The following is an 18,567-nucleotide window of genomic DNA, read 5'->3' as shown; positions in this document are numbered from 1 at the left end:
GGACTCAACGTCAAGGCGATTCGCTAGTTCCTGACGAATTGCACTGACGATTTTAGGATTGGTTAGTGGATGAAGCGGATCAATCTGGACACCACAAAACAACTGGTAATGAATATTACCGTTTAAATGCTCAATCAGTTGTGCATCGGAAAAGTTGGTATAGGACTTCAAGACCATCAAGGCTATTTTACCTTCGGGAGAAAAATAACTTTTACGACCCAAAGCAGAGGACTTCAAATGCATTTGTCGGGCCAGTTCCGAGAAAGGGAATAGAGAATGGAGTCGACCTAATTCACTCGTTGCAAAACTTTGACGATATTTTTTAAGCATATCGAACTCGGTAAAACCCAAACAAGGTTCGATTTCTGAGATTTTTTGTATCTTTACCATGTGTTTTTATTTTAGATTACCCCCGTTTTGGCCGTCAAACCGTTTTTTGGGGGGAATGCTTAAAGATACAAAAAAGGCAACTAATTCGCAATGAAGTAGTTGCCTTAAATTTTATTATTTTAGGAATATCCCTAAATAAGTAAAGATATGAAGGAATTATCTGCAACTCTTTTTTTCGTACTCTTCCTAGGTGGTGTAATTCGTGTCTTAATTCATCATCAAGCTCATATATGGCTTTAACGGCTGAAGTATTCTATTGGTTAATTCGCTAATATTCATTTGTATATGTGCACCGGGCAGTCGCTCGGTATTATACATACACTTTCCTTTGCACAGGTAATAATAGCCGTTGTTTACAGACAATTGTTTGTCCGATAATTCCAGCTGCATTTCATCTTCAGGAAAAGCCGCGGCATAGATTTGCAGCACTTCTTTGGCATTGATGATACGTGCCATGCCTAGCGGATGTTGAGACTGTTTATCTTCAGGAGGCAGTAGTTGAACCATGCGCTTGCAGCCGGTGTGCTGCCTGATCGCATACAATAAACTATATTCCACATCTTTATCATCAGCGCAAAGCTCATTGATAATGATATGTTTGTCTCCTTTATATATAATGGTTATTCCTTTGATTTCGTTTTCCTGTCTGGCTACAAATAAATAACCTCCACTAATGGCAAGATCGGTCATAATAACCTGAAAGTCTTCCGATGTGTGCTGAATACAGCAAGCCCGTTCGGAAAGTTTCTTATTCAAATAGGAATAGACCTCCTCCTGAAATTCTGAAACAACACTGACCGCTATCTCTTTAGAAGGGATAAACTCGGGCAAAACGATCTCTTTAGTTGAATACTTGAATACCGAGGCATATCCCATGCGGGCATAATAGTCGAACAACCAGGGCTCTGCCGGTATCAATGTACTGAAATGTACTCCATTCCGCAGCATCCGGGCGAAAGACTGTGATAAAAGCTCGCGCATGACCCCTTTGCTTCGGAAATCGGGATGCGTACAGGCTCCTGAAATATAGGAGGTTTGTACAGTCTCTCCACCAAAAGTCATCGGATAAGGAAGCATTTGAAGGGCAGAGATTACCTCATCACCACTTTTGATGGCAACATTCACCTCTGTTTTATAGCGCAGTCTGAAGTACATTTCAACGAATTCTTCACTATCGTCAAAACAGATTTTCCACAATGCTTTTACTTGCTCCTTTATCATCATATTTATAATGGATTTACCATTTTACCATATTCATGGGATGCTCTTTGAGGCAAGCCATATATTTTTCCAGAATCGTTGCCGGCTGGTAAGACAGTTTGGCTTTGCGTAAACCCTCAATACCTAAATCCTCTTCCCGGTTGATATAGGTATATTGTTCGGGAATCCGGTTGGCAAATTCATAATTAATCATGGCATACGCACCTTCAATGCTGGTATCCGCTTTTTCTACATGCACGCCGAACGTTTCATGATTGATAGGCATACCGAATGTAAATGCGACAATTTTACCGTTCACATGTAAGATACCTCCCGTCAGTCCGAGTGCCTCGAAGTTGTGGAGAGCATAAATCAGGGCGCGACGTTCGTTGCCTGTCCCCTCCTGTTGGTCACAATTATTCACTTTACACCACTCTGCTTCCAGATCCAGACATTCCTGAATACGGTCCGGGGTAATCGGTGTGTATTCGTAATCCGGATAAGTGTTGCGGAACCGGTTGATATGATTTCTTTTCGCCTGGAATTTCTTCCCTTTCAGCGTAGAAAGATCACTTCTCAAATAAATATAATCCGCATAGTCGCGGTCTTCTGTGAAAGTGAACTGTTCCGGAAGGATGGCTTCGAGATCAGCGCGCATATTGCTGCACACTCCCAGCATACAGAAATGCTGGTTCTCTTTGCGGGCATCTTCTATCAGTTTCCACAATACTGCTTTCAAATCTCCTGTACCTACGGGCATCATATAAGCAAGTTGTTCTCCCGCCCAGAACTTGAATACCAGAAAGTTGTCGACCACTGCGAATTGAGTGTCGTATAAGAATCTCCAGCTGCAAAGATTGGAGAATGAAAGATCGCAATTGCGGCGATCACTTTTCATCGTGAATGAGGTGATTGTGTCTTTGTCTGCTAATGTGATATCTTTAAATGGAATCATAAAATTGCTTTTTGCGTTTAACTCTTTATATAACGGAAAATCAAGAGATTTTGTTTTTACAAGACACCTAATAATCGAAGGATCGTAGGTGTGAGTAGTGCAGTGAAGATTCCATTCAGAGTCAGGCCCAGGCTGGCGTATGCTCCATATTTGCTGCTGATATCCATTGCAGTGGAGGTTCCGACAGCATGGGCCGCTGTTCCCATGGAGAGACCTTGTGCAATAGGGCTGCCTACGTGCATGATTTTCATGGTCTTAAAGCCACAGATAGCTCCCAATAGACCTACTGCCACTACAACTGCCGCCGTCAGTGACGGAATACCACCGATGGCTTTGGTTACTTCCATCGCAATCGGAGTAGTAACCGATTTCGGAGCCAGTGACAGGATTACCTCTTGTGAGGCTCCCATAAATTTCGCAATCAGTACAACTGAAATAACTCCGACAATGCAGCCTGCCAGTTGAGACAGAAGGATAGGCAATAACTGCTTTTTTATCATCTCCAATTGAAGATATAAAGGTACGCCTAAAGCAACAACAGCCGGGCGGAGCCAGAACTCGATCAGATGTCCTCCTTTATTATAGGTCTCGTATGAGATATTTGTCATTTTAAGGAAGATGATTAATAGGGCGATGGTCAGCAATATAGGATTTAATAATACCAGTCCTGTTTTCTTCTGAAGCAATTTGGCAAAGAAGAAAATCCCGAAGGTGATAGCCAACAGGAAGAAATTATTCTCTAAGAAGCTCATTTGGTCTTATGTGTTAAGTTGATTTTACGGACAATCTGATGTACCCATCCTGTTACGACAAGTACAAGTGCGGTACTGACAATGGTAGCTATCACAATCGGCCAGAATTCAGCCGTGATTACATCGAAGTACAACATGAGCGCCACGCCGGGCGGAACGAAAAAGAATCCTAAGTTAGCAACCAGAAAGTCGGACAATCCCTGTACCCAGTGCAGTTTAATCCAACCTAATTTCAAAAAGAGGGTGAGTAGCAGCATTCCGATAATGCTGGAAGGAAGTTTGATTCCTGTAAAGTAAACGATTAGCTCACCCAAAGCCAAACAGCCAAATAAGATGGCACACTGACGTATCATATACTAATAACCTATTGATTTTGTTTGAAAACGCTGCAAAGGTATGAAAAATAGGAGTACAGTGTTAAATATTATAATATTTTAGATGTGGAGGAGAAAAATGGACTAAATTGTAATGTGGATATTACAAAATTGACTACTTTTGCACCGCAAATAACAAATTGTAAGCAGGTTTTATAATAATATTCAATATATCTATGCTCAATTTAATCAACCAAATCGTTGCGCGTGCAAAAGCAGACCGCCAACGTATTGTTCTTCCTGAAGGAACTGAAGAACGCACATTGAAAGCTGCCAATCAGATTTTGACAGACGAAGTTGCTGACCTTATTTTGCTGGGTAAACCAGCTGAAATCAATGAGCTTGCTGCAAAATGGGGCTTGGGAAATATCAGCAAGGCTACTATCATCGATCCTGAAACTTCTCCGAAACATGAAGAGTATGCACAGTTGCTGTGTGAGTTGCGCAAGAAGAAAGGGATGACTATCGAAGAGGCTCGTAATTTGACAAACGATCCTTTGTTTTATGGTTGTTTAATGATTAAGAGCGGTGATGCTGACGGTCAGCTGGCAGGTGCCCGCAACACTACCGGTAATGTATTGCGTCCAGCTTTGCAGATTATCAAGACTGCTCCGGGAATCACTTGTGTATCAGGTGCAATGTTGTTGCTGACACATGCTCCGGAATGCGGAAAGAACGGTATTTTGGTAATGGGTGACGTAGCGGTAACTCCGGTTCCGGATGCTAACCAATTGGCTCAGATTGCTATTTGCACAGCACAGACTGCTAAGGCTGTTGCTGGTATCGAAACTCCGAAAGTTGCTATGTTGAGCTTCTCTACCAAAGGATCTGCTAAACATGAGGTGGTGGACAAAGTGGTAGAGGCTACAAAGATTGCCAAAGAAATGGCTCCGACTCTTGACTTGGACGGAGAAATGCAAGCTGATGCAGCTCTTGTTCCTGAAGTAGGTGCAAGCAAAGCTCCAGGTTCACAAGTTGCCGGACAAGCAAATGTATTGGTTGTGCCGAGTCTGGAAGTTGGTAATATCTCCTACAAATTAGTTCAACGTCTGGGACACGCTGACGCAATCGGCCCGATCCTTCAAGGTATCGCCCGTCCGGTGAATGACTTGTCTCGCGGTTGTTCTATCGAAGATGTATATCGTATGATTGCTATTACAGCTAATCAGGCTATCGCAGCAAAAGCTAACCATTAATCACTAACCCGTCAAACACTGAATACATGAAGATTCTAGTATTGAACTGCGGAAGTTCATCTATTAAATATAAATTGTTCGATATGACCACTAAAGAGGTGATTGCTCAAGGTGGTATCGAGAAAATCGGTCTGAAAGGATCATTCCTTAAACTGACTCTGCCGAATGGAGAAAAGAAAATCCTGGAAAAGGATATTCCGGAACATACAGTAGGAGTAGAGTTTATTTTGAATACATTGATTAATCCTGAATATGGGGCAATCAAGTCTTTGGAAGAAATCAATGCGGTAGGTCATCGTATGGTGCACGGAGGCGAACGTTTCAGTGAGTCTGTATTGCTGAACAAAGAAGTATTGGAAGCTTTTACCGCTTGCAATGACTTGGCTCCGCTTCACAATCCTGCCAACTTGAAAGGTGTGAATGCCGTTTCCGCTATTCTTCCTGATATTCCTCAGGTAGGTGTATTTGATACAGCGTTCCATCAGACTATGCCTGACTATGCATATATGTATGCTATTCCTTATGAATTGTATGAAAAGTATGCAGTACGCCGTTATGGTTTCCACGGAACTTCCCACCGTTATGTTTCAAAGCGTGTATGCGAGTACTTGGGCATAACTCCGGAAGGAAAGAAGATCATTACTTGTCATATTGGTAATGGTGGTTCTATCGCTGCTATCAAGGATGGCAAGTGTATGGATACTACGATGGGTTTAACCCCGTTGGAAGGCTTGATGATGGGTACTCGTAGCGGTGATATCGATGCCGGTGCAGTAACTTTTATCATGGAAAAAGAAGGCTTGAATACAACCGGTGTTTCCAATTTGCTGAACAAAAAGAGCGGTGTACTGGGAGTTTCAGGTGTGTCAAGCGATATGCGTGAATTGGATGCGGCTTGTAAAGCCGGCAATCCGAAAGCAATTCTTGCTGAAAAAATGTACTACTATCGTATTAAGAAATACATCGGTGCTTACGCTGCTGCATTGGGTGGTGTGGATATCGTATTGTTTACAGGTGGTGTCGGTGAGAACCAGTCACTGTGTCGCGAGGAAGTATGCAAGGGATTGGAATTTATGGGTATCGAGATCGATAAGTCTGTCAATGATAAGATTCATGGTGACGAAGCTGTAATCTCAACTCCTGCTTCTAAAGTGAAAGTTGTAGTAATTCCGACAGATGAAGAGTTATTGATCGCTTCTGATACAATGGATATCCTGAAGAAATAAGTTCATAAAATCCGGATATAGAAAAAGGCGGCTCGGTGACGAAGCTGCCTTTTTTATTAGCTATTTTTCATGGTTCTCGTTTTTTTTACCTTACTTTGTATCTTGAAATAGAGCCATAACCGATTGATATGCGTTACTCCGTTATAATTCCCGTTTATAATCGTCCCGACGAGGTGGACGAACTGTTGAAGAGTCTGACTACCCAGCATTTCACAGATTTTGAAGTGATTGTGGTAGAAGACGGTTCATCTGTTTCCTGTAAAGAAATAGTAGACCGATATACGGATAAGTTGGATATAAAATATTTTTTAAAATCTAACTCCGGACCGGGACAGAGCCGTAATTACGGAGCAGAGCGGAGCGAAGGAGAATACCTTATTATATTGGACTCTGATGTCATCCTTCCCGAAGGCTATTTCGATGCGGTAGAGAAGGAGCTTGCCGCTTCTCCTGCCGATGCTTTTGGCGGCCCCGACCGTGCACACGATTCTTTCACTGATATTCAGAAGGCAATCAACTATTCCATGACCTCTTTCTTCACGACCGGAGGCATTCGTGGCGGAAAAAAGAAGATGGACAAATTCTATCCCCGTAGTTTTAATATGGGAGTTCGCCGGGCAGTGTACGAGGCTTTGGGAGGATTTTCTAAAATGCGTTTCGGTGAGGATATTGATTTCAGTATCCGTATATTCAAAGGTGGTTACATCTGCCGTCTTTTTCCTGATGCCTGGGTGTATCACAAACGCCGCACTGATTTGAAGAAGTTCTTCAAGCAAGTGCATAACTCCGGCATTGCCCGTATTAATCTTTATAAGAAATATCCGGATTCTCTGAAACTGGTACATTTGCTTCCGGCGGCATTCACATTGGGAGTAGCACTTCTATTATTAGGAACCCCCTTCTGCCTCTTCAGTTTCATGCCGGTCATTCTCTATGTATTGCTCGTATGCATTGATTCTACTATTCAGAATAAAAGTCTGTCTATTGGCGTTTATTCCATTGCCGCTGCATTTATACAGCTTATAGGCTATGGTACAGGCTTTGGGCGTGCATGGTGGCAGCGTTGTGTCAGAGGAAAAGATGAGTTTGAGGCTTTCCAAAAGAATTTTTATAAGTAACCTACTTTTAATTTGTTTACTACCATTCCTATTTTTACTTAAAAGGAATGTTGCATGACATCCGGGTCTCAATACGTCTGACACCCGGGTCTCATGCTACTCAACACCCGGGTGTCAGGTATGCTGAGACCCGGGTGTCGTACAACTTGTCTCTGCATAGAAAAAAGAAGAAGCCTGCAACCAATTTTTTTTCCATTGCCTCTATCATTAAATTAAATAAGCCTACCTTTACACTCTCAAAACATAGCAAATGGAAAGTGGACACAAACTATCCATCAACCAATGGGCACTGGAGGACCGCCCAAGGGAGAAAATGATGGAAAAAGGAGCAGCAGCATTGAGTGATGCCGAACTACTCGCTATATTAATCGGCTCCGGAAATACGGAAGAGAGTGCTGTTGAACTGATGCGACGCTTGCTTCTGTCTTGTGATAATAACCTTAATTCCTTGGCAAAATGGGAAGTCTGCGACTATTCCCGTTTTAAAGGTATAGGACCGGCGAAGAGCATTACGGTGATGGCTGCATTGGAACTTGGAAAACGAAGGAAGCTGCAGAGTATAAAAGAAAGGCCTCAAATCACCTGTTCAAAAGATATCTATGATATTTTTCAACCTCTGATGTGCGATTTGGAACAAGAAGAATTTTGGGCTCTTTTGTTGAATCAGGCAACGAAACTGATTGATAAAGTGCGCATCAGTACTGGTGGAATAGATGGAACTTACACTGACGTACGTATGATCTTGCGGGAAGCATTGTTACAAAGGGCCACGCAAATAGCTGTTGTGCATAATCATCCATCAGGAAACATTCATCCGAGTCAACCGGATAAAATTTTGACAGAACATATTCGTAAAGCAGCTGATACAATGAACATTCGTTTGATAGACCACGTTATCGTTTGTGAGAGTCAATTCTATAGTTTTGCAGATGAAGGACTGCTCTAAATGAATTTATTCTTATATTTGCATTATTATTAACGGAAAGAACCTATGGAAAAGATTGAAATAGAAGAAAAGATTGTAGCTATGCTAAAAACGGTGTACGACCCGGAAATCCCGGTAAACGTATACGATCTTGGACTGATTTATAAGATAGATGTCTCCGATAATGGAGAAGTAGTACTTGATATGACACTGACCGCCCCTAATTGTCCGGCTGCTGATTTTATCATGGAAGATATTCGTCAGAAAGTAGAATCGGTGGAGGGAGTGACTTCGGCTATCATTAATCTGGTGTTTGAACCGGAGTGGGATAAAGATATGATGAGTGAGGAAGCGAAACTCGAACTAGGCTTTCTCTAGTGATGAGTGACAAGCTGACTATAAGTAACAACTCAAAGCCTATGAAGAACGTTTATTTCCTTTCCGATGCGCATTTGGGGTCCCGCGCCATTGAACATGGTCGCACACAAGAGAGACGCCTGGTGAACTTTCTCGACAGTATAAAACATAAGGCTTCTGCCGTTTATTTGCTGGGAGATATGTTCGATTTCTGGTATGAATTCCGTTTGGTAGTTCCTAAGGGATATACTCGTTTTCTAGGAAAGATCTCCGAACTTACGGACATGGGTGTGGAAGTTCACTACTTTATTGGCAATCATGACATTTGGTGTGGAGATTATCTCACAAAAGAGTGTGGTGTCATTATGCACCGTGAACCGTTGACTACCGAAATCTATGGGAAAGAATTCTATCTGGCTCATGGTGACGGATTGGGTGATCCGGATAAGAAGTTCAAATTACTTCGCCGAATGTTTCATAGTACGACTTTGCAAAGAATGTTTTCTGCTATTCATCCTCGTTGGAGTGTGGATCTGGGTTTGACATGGGCCAAGCATAGCCGACTGAAACGAATTGACGGAAAGGAACCGGATTATATGGGAGAGAATCAGGAACATCTGGTTTTGTATACCAAAGAATATCTGAAGAGCCACCCGAATATCAACTTCTTTATATATGGGCATCGTCATATTGAACTGGATCTCATGTTGAGTGCAACTTCCCGTGTGCTGATTCTCGGGGATTGGATTAATTTCTTCTCGTATGCGGTATTCGATGGAGAGAATCTCTTTCTGGAGGAATACATCGAAGGAGAGACACAGGTGTAATTGATCTTGTTTTGTTTAGACGCAGATTAACGCAAATTATCGCAGATTATTAAGATTATTCCTTCGGGAAATTATTCTTATTTATCTGCGATAATTTGCGTTAATTCTATGTTTAATCTATTCTACTTAAGCTGTTTATTCAGGTCTGAAACTTGTTCCTAAGAAGAAATTGTGTGGTTCGACAGTTATATTACCTGATACTTCGTCACCGGTCATGTAATTGTACTTGATGTTAGAATCTAGAGAATAGTTGGTGGTATCACCTCCAAAATTTCCTACGACTACGAGTTCCTTATCATTGTATTTCAAACTGATGGTGCGGGGTGTGTTCCCTGTCCAATCAGCAGTTTCTACTTTCCATGAGAATGTTGCATTTTGCCCGAACAAATTCGCGTGCGTTTTGCGTAAATCTAGTAGTTTAGCATATACATCATACAAACTTTTGCGTGCAGGTTCATCATAATATTCCCAATGTAACGGCTTCTTTGCTGTTTTTTCATCTTCTTCACCAAGTGTTTCGTCATAACCTAATTCACCGAATTGCCAAATCATTTTAGGACCCGGAACTGTGAAACAGAAGGCAGCGTTGGCGGCAAGCTGGTTCATGCGGGTAGTAAGATCCGTTTTTATTTTCTCGTTTCCATACACTTGGGCTTTATAGGCTACGCGTTCTTCATCATGACTTTCCATGAAACCTACCCATCCGCCAAAATGGATACTGTTTCCGCCACTTTGTATCAAATTGCTAAAGGAACTGCGCTCTGAATACCCCATCCCTGATTGATAGTAGCCTTCATCATGTGTGTTACTTCCTTTACGCCAACACTGTATGCCTGCCAAAGCTAATACGTTTTCTTCTGCCCAATCAGTCCAGTGCTCGCAAATCATTACTGCTTCTGGAGATACGGATTGGATAGCGTTGTAATAATCCCGTAGAATGCTGATACGTGACTCATCGTAACCTGAAACGTCCGTATCTTTATTTCCGTTTTGTGTAAACCCTTTAGTCAAGTCGAAACGGAAACCATCGATATGATATTCGTTAATCAGATATTTTAGATTACGTTTTACAAAGTCTCGTACCAATGGACTTTCGTGGTTGAAGTCGTGGAATACATTGAAAGCATGACGGGCTTCAACATTGAACCATGGGTTATTCTCAGCAGTTCGGTTATTTTTCGAATCCCAATACAGACGGGCAAAAGTGTTGCTACCTGTAGCATGGTTGTAAACAACATCAAAAAGTACTGCGATACCTCTTTTGTGGCATTCGTCAATAAATCTCTTGTACATCTCAGAAGTACCGTAGGCTTTATCAAGTGCAAAATAGAAGGTTGGATTGTACCCCCAACTGTCATTGCCTTCAAACTCCTGTACGGGCATTAGTTCGATGGCGGTAATACCTAACCTTTCCAAATAATCGAGTTTCTGTATCGCTCCCTGTAGATCTCCGGTTTCGGTGAAGTCACGCAAGAGTAACTCATAAATCATCAGATTGTTCTTATCTGCTATTTTGAAATTGTCGTGTGCCCATGAATAGGAATCTTTCTGTATCTTGAATGTTGAAACAACTCCGGCCCCTTTCGTTGGATAGATACGTTGGGACGATGGATAAGTGGATTCCGGAATATAGGAATCGCTGCTTGCATCGAGAATCTTCTCCGTGTATGGATCGGCTATACGTAGTTCTGTATCTTTTTCTCCTTCTACAGAACTCTTCTTTCCCAGATAATATTGGAATGCGTATTCTTTGGTTGGCTCAAGACCGCTTAAAGTAATCCACCAACATCCCGCTGATTCGTCATAATACATTTGAGAGTTTTCATCATTGCTGCGTTTCCAATTATTGAAGTCTCCCATGACATAAGCATAATCGTAATAACGGTTACCGTCTTTGTCTTTCTCATACAGTACCAAAGCTACTGTATGATTGTCGATAATATTGATACCATGTTGCAGTCCGGAAGGCATTGACTCCAGCTTTATCTCACCCGGAGTAAAGCTGTTGTACTTATCATCCTCAATATCGACAAAGGTATCTTCTTCTATTCCTTTTTTGCCATCAGTAGTACGGATAATCAGTCCTAACTGTTCAATTGGAGTTGAACCGCTTCCGAACCAATCGCGTATAGTAGGTGAGAGGGTGATTTTCCATACATTCTCCTTTACACGAACCATTTTACATTTTTCGGTATCTTCTGTCCAGGCAGCCGGTACATACATCCAAGTACCTTCCGAATATACACCGGCATGGAGATAGCACGCTTCTTGATAACCTAATAACGGGCATTCTTTTTCTCCTTCTGCCAACTCTTTACCTTCTGCATAAAAATAGATATCCAAAGCTTCGTCCGCATTGGGTAACTCGTTTGTTTCGGCTTTGGGATTCAGGTTGAAACCGAATTTCAGCAGGCTTATGTCAATGTCATCCTCTACAATAGGTTCTTCCTCTTCTGCTTTTGTCAGGAGGCTCAGTTTGTCGGAGTCTGTCCACTCGTCACTGCATGAGCTTATATAGGGCGCAGTGAATAGCAGTAATAATATATATATCAAATATTTCTTCATAAAGCTTTTCTTTTTTGATGGATGGGTTATTCTTTAATGACTATTACGTAAGGAGTCGGTTCGTTGAAATACCAACGTATCTCGTAATTGCCGGTTTGGCTTACGGTAAATTGGCTTTCGTCGGTAACATCCGTTTCGAAATGTCCTTCGGCATTTTGTGGAGTCACTTCCATGTTCAATATCTGTGAACGTATTTGCCACGTATTTCCGGCTTGCATTTTTACTCCTTTCTTTTGTAAATACCACTTTTTATTACTTTCATCATAAATGATTTCCATTTTGGATGCATCACTGAAAGAATAATTGTTATGTTCACCTAATAACATCCATGACTTTTCTTCATTGCTCATGGTGAGGCGACCGTTGTTTGGATTAAATTCTACGGTGTAGTTGGTATTGTTGTTACCGCCGTAAGAAGTGATATTTTTGCTGTCGTTACCTAGAGTCAAGATTCCACTATTGATTGGAGCTCCCCAATTTCTACCATTCCAATTGGGTTGGTCTGTGATTTTCCACCCTTCATAAAGATTTTTTGCAATAATGTGTCCTTTGTACGAACCACTTTCTGTTTTATATAGCTTTTGAGTTTGATCGTGTTTCCAAGCACAGTATTCTCCTACTAGATAGAATACTTCCGGTGTATTCTCGCTATTATCATAAGTCACCGTTACAGTTTTTGCTTCTGATAATACTCCCGTCTCAGTATTACCGAAATAAGCTCTTACCCGAAACTCTACCTTCTGTTCTGCACTAAGCGTTACTGCATTATGTGCCATTTTCAGGTATTTGATGGCCTTGCTTAGGACTGCATTGTTTATATCTAGGTTTGTACTGGTCAAACCGCTTTCCAATATTGCTCTTTGTGAGAATTCTGCGTCTTTTATATCCATTTCCACTTGGTATTTAGCTCCTTCTACAGCTTCCCATGCTAGAGAATAAGAAGTGCCGGAAGTTAAATCCATATTTTCCGGAACAGTAGTGAATGTCGGAGTTGCTACATACGGAGTGATGCTGATAGTCAGAGGTTCGGAAGCCAGCGCTTTGATATATCCGCTCTTAGTAGCTGAAACAGAGAGGTTGATTTCAGTTTTTCCTACTTCCTTACTATATTTTGCCAATAGACTGACAAGTGCATCATTCAGATCTTGGTGAGTCAGATTGTATGAGGTTTCTTGAGTAGTCTTGACAGTCACTTTCTTGCTCCAATTATATTCCGTGTTTGTTTTGGGCAGATTTATTTCTATTGCATAGCTGATACTTGCATTATCACCCAAATAAGCCTGTTGCCACGTTAAGGGTAATGCCGTTTCTTCTTTCTTACCGGCCGCTAAAACTAGTTCGCTAATGTCTGTTGATGTGATGACCGCTGCTTTGTAGCCTGTATTTTCATTGTCGTATGGAGTGACAGTGGAAGAAACGATATTTGAAACAAGAGGAGTTTTCGCCTCTGAAATGACAGAGGTTACACGAAATTCCAGATGAACGGTTTCTATGGTGTATATTCCTGCTTCATCAGCATAATTCTTGAACAGAGACAGTACATAGTCATTCAACTCTTTATTCGTAAATGAAACAGTCGAGTTATTCCCTACCAACGAAGATAAGATTACTTTTTTATCTCCGAAGTTGTTTTCGCCTTTTATATCCATCTCCAGATTGTTCGTGATCGATGCATTATATCCCATTTGGGGTGCACTCCACTTGAACGTCAGTGCAACTTCATTTTGTTGCAGCGGGTTGATGGTATACGTTTCCGGTAAAGCCTCCAATACAGCAGGCTGAGCCTGTCCGTCGCTATAATAGGCTTTGTCTAAGTCACTTTCACAGGCTTGTAATAAACAAACTGCGATCAGTATACCTATATATCCGTATATTGTTTTCATGTACATTCTGATTTTTAGATTAATAACCTTCGTTTTGTTGTAAATTACCATTAACGCTGATATCGCTTACAGGTATGGGGAAAAGATTGTAGCGCTTGTCTACACCTACTCCGGTGATGACTCCTCCTTTTTCTGCCCACGTATAAGTATTCGAGGTAAACAGTCCGTAACGGATTAAATCGGTACGGCGGGTGGCTTCCCAATAAAGTTCACGACAACGTTCGTTTAAGATATTTCCAAAGTTTACGTTGGCAGTGCTTCCATTGATGGATGCGGAAGCCTTCAACCAAGCTGCATCCACTTGGCTATAACCGGTTTTGGCACGTTTGCGCAAGTCCTGTATGTATGTCACAGCTTGGGATTCGCTTCCTCCTTCTCCACCACGGGCTACGGATTCCGCATACATCAGATATACATCAGCCAGACGGAATAGTGGAAAGTCTGTGTCAGGGAATACGGAATTCTTTCCCGGAGTACCGTCACTGTTCAGGTTCGTGAATTTAAATACCGACCAACCTTCTGTGGTAAATGTACCGATAGATGAGGTTTTGATATCCAATGAACGTCCTGTGCTATAGAAGATGGCGCGGTTGTCGTGTGAATTTAAATTGTCGGCGGTCCAGGCTGATTCTTCCGCTTCATATTCGAACGCACGTATCAGATTTCCTGTAGAGCGGAAGCCATCCCATCCACCGTTGCATCCGTAGTTGACAACAGTGCCTTCGCTACTTGAACGCGAGCCGACAATGATAGCTCCTATTCCATAGGACTGAGTAGTGTTGCCGTCAGCCAATACCGGGAAAATGATTTCTTTTCTGGCATTGGTATTTTCTCCGTTGTCCGCCATAAAAAGTTCGGCATAATTGTCTGCCAATGAATAGTCATTACTGCCTAGAATATATTTGCAATAAGTGATACAGTCAGTATAACGGGGTGTTCCTGTATAAACTTCGGCATTGAGATACATACGTGCCAATAGGAACTCAACGGTATGTTGATCGGCACGTCCGTATTCGTCTGTCTGTTCGGGAAGGAGACTACGAATAGCAGTAAGTTCCTTTTCTAGCCAGTTGAATAGGTCTTTGCGATTGATTTGCTCCGGTAGCGTCGAGGTTGTTTCTTCTGTGACAAAAGGTGGATTGGCAAAAGCATCCATCAGCACGTAGTAGGCTAAAGCACGGCAGAAACGTGCTTCGGCACGATAACGTTCCCGGTCTACTTCGTCGGGGGCATTGTTCAGTTGTTTCAGAAAATCATTTGCAATACTTACGATGTACATAGAACGGTGGTAAAGCCCTTCCATTGATTCCACCTTAGCTGTATTCCAGGATAATCCGTTAACTTGCGGTACCCAGCTATCCGACCAGGCGCATTTTACTTCGTCTGTAGTACTTTCTTGCAGTGTCCACCAACAACGCAGGAGTACTGTGTTACCGGCATTCAAATCACTCAAATCCGAAGAACCTGCGTCTTTTTGTCCGGAGAGGGCCCATACCGAATAGATCTTTTTCAATCCCTGTGTGTAACTTTCGGGAGTAGAATAGGCGTCTTCGGCCGTCATGACATTCGGATCGAGAGGCATCACGTCTAAATCACCTATACATCCGCCGAATAAAATGAGGGCGGAAACCAATATGATCGATTTTATAGAATAGAATTTCATAATGCTGACAGATTAAAAGTTAAGATTAATTCCGAGAGAGAACGTGCGTGGACGCGGCCATAGACTTTGATCAATGGCGTTGCACTCAGGATCGAGTCCGGAATACTTGGTGATAGTAAACACATTCTGCACCGATGCGCTGATACGGCCGGATAACTTGCTGGTGAACAAATTCTTGAAGGTGTATCCCAAAGTAATGTTATCCATCTTCAGGAAAGAAGCATTTTCCAAAAAGAGATCGCTTGCTTTTTGCTCGGTAGAACTGGTGAGAGTGAATCCGGTGCTTTCTACTGCCGATTTATAATAATTGGTGATAAATCCTTGATTGGAGAAAGCATTCAGTGAACCGTTGTCCGCTGCACTGGCGTTGTAGACATAGTTCCCGATACTGGCACGGAGATTGAAGCCCAGATCCCAATTTTTATATGTAAACTGCGAACTCAGTCCCATGTATACGTCCGCCATCGGACTCTTTTTAGTCATATACCGGTCGTCATTCGTAATCTGCCCGTCGTTATTGCGGTCTACCACTGCGTTTTGTACCGGTTTTCCATTCTCGTCGTATACCTGTTGGAAGAGCCAGTAAGTGGAGGGGGCATAACCTACCTGGTGCTTTTGTAGTACTGTGCCACTACCGTATGAAGCAGAACCGGCATTGATTCCTTCATAATCCGGATTGTAGGTAGCGGTCAATTTAGTAATTTTGCTGGTGTTCCAAGTCACGTTATAGCCTAATTCCCAAGAGAAATCTTTAGTCTGTATAGCTACGGCATTGATATTGAATTCCAAACCTTCGTTTTTCATAGATCCCACGTTGGCTGTTATCATATTGGTAAAGTTGCTTCCTGCCGCTACGCTGACTGTGTTCAATAAATCTTTCGTACGCTTCTGATAATATTCGATACTACCGTTGATACGATTGTTCAGAAATCCGTAGTCGATGCCGACATTGTATGTCGCAGTCTGTTCCCATTTCAAATCGGGGCTGTACCCATCCGGTTTCAGCAGATATGAACCCATATATTGTGAAGTCGTATTGTTACCCAGCGAGTAGTTAGTGATATAGAGATAATCGGTAATCTCCTGCTGACCGGTGACACCATATCCTACACGCAGTTTCAAGTTGGACATAATATCGCGTGCCTTTTCCATAAACGGTTCGTTGATAATGCTCCATGCCAACGCTGCGGAGGGGAAGAGTCCCCAACGGTTGCTCTTGCTGAAACGTGAGGAGCCGTCCTGACGTAACGTTGCAGTGAGCAAATAACGTTCTTTGAAGTTGTAATTCAGTCGTCCGAAGAAAGAAACCAGATAATTTTCCCAAGGTGAGGGAGTGTTATTGTTTTGTATGTAACGTCCTTCATCGTCGTTATAAGTCCATCCTTCTTTAGTTCCCAGGTTTTCGGTAACATTTGATTTGTAAATACTCAGGTCTCTGTAATAGAAATGTTGCCAGGAATATCCGGCCATTACATTGATATTGCTTTGAATGGATTCTATGTTTTTGGCGTAGTTCAAATAAAAGTCCAGCAGATGGTTGCGGCGCAGATTGTTCCAATCATTACCGCGTCCGATATTCTTGAAATCACTGTCTTTGGCTGTTTGGAAAGAACCGGGAACGGTATAGTTTCCACCTGTGCTTTTTGCTACGTCATAACCTACGTTCAAGTTGGCATGCAAATCTTCTAATCCGTGTATTTTATAATCTAACTGGATATTGCCGAGACTTCGTTTAGTAGTTCCCGCATTGTCCACATCGTAGAGTAAAGATAACGGATTGGCGGAAGAAAGCGTGTTGGGAGTATTCTTGCCGGTGCTCCAGTTCCAATAACCGTTATAGTTATATAAATTACTACCGTATGTAGGGTCTTCTGTGTCAATACCATAGATTGGTTTGGTAGGGTCAAAGAAAGCAGCTGCTCCTACTGCTCCCGAATCAGCAAAACGATTTTTGTTAATCGTTCCTTTTACATTGATATCCACCCTCAAATGATCATCAAAGAACTTCGGACTTAGATTGACAGATGCGGTATATCTTTCATACTTGGATGTCTTGATTGTACCTCGTTCATTGTTGTAACCTAAAGACACGCGGAAAGGCATGAACCCTGCTTTTCCTGCTACGGATATATTTTGGTCGGTGCTCAGACCACTTTGATAGATAGCATCCTGCCAATCGGTAGACTGTTGAGGGTAGAGATTAATCAGATTGCGTGCTGCATCGCCTAAAGCGGTGCCTTCGGCATATTGGTTCGTCACTGCCTGACGGAACTCATCTGCATTCATCGTTTCAAAACGCTTATAAGGATCTTTGAAAGTATAACTGCTGTTATAAGTTACCTTGATTTTTCCTTGTGTCCCTTTCTTGGTAGTGATGATGATAACGCCGTTTGATGCACGTGAACCGTAGATGGCCGTTGCTGATGCGTCTTTTAATACGGTAAAAGTTTCTATATCATTCGGATTAATGGTCGATAAAGCATTCGGTGTACCCGGAGCTGAATTGTTGGCTACGGGGATTCCGTCTATGACGATTAGCGGGTCATTGCTGGCATTCAGAGAAGAACCGCTACGGATGCGTAGCGTAGAACCTGAACCCGGACCACCGTCACCTTGAGCGACTGCCAATCCCGGAACTTTTCCCATGATCAGTTCTTCGGGTGAAGTGACTGCACCTTTGTTCATCTCTTCAGCTTTAATGGCAACGACTGATCCGCTCAAGTCTTCTTTCTTAACGGAGCCATATCCGATGACCACTACGTCGTCCAACTGTTTTGAATCATCTTTCAGAACAACTTTCATTTGTGCTGCGGCCGGTAATTCCTGTGTCTTATATCCGATGAAGGAAATGACAATGATGTCTCCTTGCTTGGCCTGTAATTTAAACTTCCCATCCAGATCGGTAATGGTGCCATTGGTAGTACCTTTAACTACTACATTTGCTCCGATAACTCCCTCTCCGGTGGTACCGTCCTGGACGAGTCCACTTACTGACAGGTTTTGTGCAACTGCCTGTACCGTAAACATAATGGCTACTAAAAATAGCAGCATTATTTTACCCGGTTCATTCATTTTTTTTGTTTTCATGTTATTAAATAAGTTTGTCAAAAATAGTACTTCTATATGAATACCTATT

The 18,567-nt window shown here is 42.2% G+C and carries 15 protein-coding genes; 6 read left to right on the top strand and 9 right to left on the bottom strand.

What is annotated here, in order from left to right; translation table 11 throughout:
* The 5 genes from BACFIN_RS23345 to BACFIN_RS07115 all read right to left on the bottom strand — a co-directional run.
* On the bottom strand, positions 1-390 hold a 390-nt coding region (locus tag BACFIN_RS23345; RefSeq protein ID WP_007755043.1), incomplete at its 3' end, for a transposase.
* Between the two features lie 207 nt (positions 391-597).
* Positions 598-1,614, bottom strand: a complete 1,017-nt coding sequence (locus tag BACFIN_RS07100; protein ID WP_007755036.1) for a GNAT family N-acetyltransferase — start codon at positions 1,612-1,614, stop codon at positions 598-600.
* A 13-nt stretch (positions 1,615-1,627) separates the two neighbouring features.
* Positions 1,628-2,545, bottom strand: a complete 918-nt coding sequence (locus BACFIN_RS07105) for a DUF2156 domain-containing protein (RefSeq protein WP_007755032.1) — start codon at positions 2,543-2,545, stop codon at positions 1,628-1,630.
* A gap of 56 nt (positions 2,546-2,601) precedes the next feature.
* Positions 2,602-3,297, bottom strand: a complete 696-nt coding sequence (locus BACFIN_RS07110) for an LrgB family protein (RefSeq protein ID WP_007755031.1) — start codon at positions 3,295-3,297, stop codon at positions 2,602-2,604.
* Positions 3,294-3,650 carry a CidA/LrgA family protein gene (locus BACFIN_RS07115; protein WP_007755026.1) on the bottom strand — a complete coding sequence of 119 codons (357 nt, stop codon included), beginning with the start codon at positions 3,648-3,650 and terminating at the stop codon, positions 3,294-3,296. The genes BACFIN_RS07110 and BACFIN_RS07115 overlap by 4 nt, the downstream gene beginning before the upstream one ends.
* A 197-nt stretch (positions 3,651-3,847) precedes the next feature.
* Here BACFIN_RS07115 and pta point away from each other — a divergent pair, with 197 nt between their 5' ends.
* The 6 genes from pta to BACFIN_RS07145 all read left to right on the top strand — a co-directional run bounded on the left by pta (position 3,848) and on the right by BACFIN_RS07145 (position 9,320).
* Entirely contained in the window at positions 3,848-4,867 is a 1,020-nt protein-coding gene (pta, locus tag BACFIN_RS07120; protein ID WP_007755023.1) for a phosphate acetyltransferase, read from the top strand.
* A 26-nt stretch (positions 4,868-4,893) separates the two neighbouring features.
* The gene (locus BACFIN_RS07125) at positions 4,894-6,093 is read left to right on the top strand and encodes an acetate kinase (RefSeq protein ID WP_007755020.1); all 1,200 of its coding nucleotides are present in this window, start codon (positions 4,894-4,896) and stop codon (positions 6,091-6,093) included.
* Between the two features lie 128 nt (positions 6,094-6,221).
* The gene (locus tag BACFIN_RS07130; RefSeq protein ID WP_007755018.1) at positions 6,222-7,211 is read left to right on the top strand and encodes a glycosyltransferase; all 990 of its coding nucleotides are present in this window, start codon (positions 6,222-6,224) and stop codon (positions 7,209-7,211) included.
* Positions 7,212-7,461: 250 nt separating this feature from the next.
* On the top strand, positions 7,462-8,157 hold the full coding sequence (radC, locus tag BACFIN_RS07135; RefSeq protein WP_007755017.1) for a RadC family protein: 696 nt from the start codon (positions 7,462-7,464) through the stop codon (positions 8,155-8,157).
* Positions 8,158-8,202: 45 nt separating this feature from the next.
* Complete coding sequence (locus tag BACFIN_RS07140; RefSeq protein WP_007755015.1) at positions 8,203-8,514, top strand: metal-sulfur cluster assembly factor; 312 nt, start codon at positions 8,203-8,205, stop codon at positions 8,512-8,514.
* Between the two features lie 41 nt (positions 8,515-8,555).
* Positions 8,556-9,320, top strand: coding sequence for a UDP-2,3-diacylglucosamine diphosphatase (locus tag BACFIN_RS07145; RefSeq protein ID WP_022276521.1), 765 nt, complete (start codon positions 8,556-8,558; stop codon positions 9,318-9,320).
* A gap of 135 nt (positions 9,321-9,455) precedes the next feature.
* On the opposite strand, the gene BACFIN_RS07150 is transcribed toward BACFIN_RS07145, so the two are convergent.
* The 4 genes from BACFIN_RS07150 to BACFIN_RS07165 are packed head-to-tail and all read right to left on the bottom strand — an operon-like array spanning position 9,456 to position 18,518.
* The gene (locus BACFIN_RS07150; RefSeq protein WP_007755011.1) at positions 9,456-11,885 is read right to left on the bottom strand and encodes an alpha-amylase family glycosyl hydrolase; all 2,430 of its coding nucleotides are present in this window, start codon (positions 11,883-11,885) and stop codon (positions 9,456-9,458) included.
* 26 nt (positions 11,886-11,911) lie between these two features.
* Entirely contained in the window at positions 11,912-13,768 is a 1,857-nt protein-coding gene (locus BACFIN_RS07155; protein WP_230325556.1) for a SusE domain-containing protein, read from the bottom strand.
* Between the two features lie 19 nt (positions 13,769-13,787).
* Entirely contained in the window at positions 13,788-15,431 is a 1,644-nt protein-coding gene (locus BACFIN_RS07160) for a RagB/SusD family nutrient uptake outer membrane protein (protein WP_007755008.1), read from the bottom strand.
* A gap of 12 nt (positions 15,432-15,443) precedes the next feature.
* Positions 15,444-18,518 carry a SusC/RagA family TonB-linked outer membrane protein gene (locus BACFIN_RS07165; RefSeq protein ID WP_007755006.1) on the bottom strand — a complete coding sequence of 1,025 codons (3,075 nt, stop codon included), beginning with the start codon at positions 18,516-18,518 and terminating at the stop codon, positions 15,444-15,446.
* Positions 18,519-18,567 lie beyond the last annotated feature (49 nt).

The sequence above is a fragment of the Bacteroides finegoldii DSM 17565 genome (genome assembly GCF_000156195.1).
GTDB lineage: Bacteria > Bacteroidota > Bacteroidia > Bacteroidales > Bacteroidaceae > Bacteroides > Bacteroides finegoldii.
The sequence above is the reverse complement of the archived record's forward strand: the minus strand, read 5'-3'. Positions and strand labels throughout refer to the sequence as shown.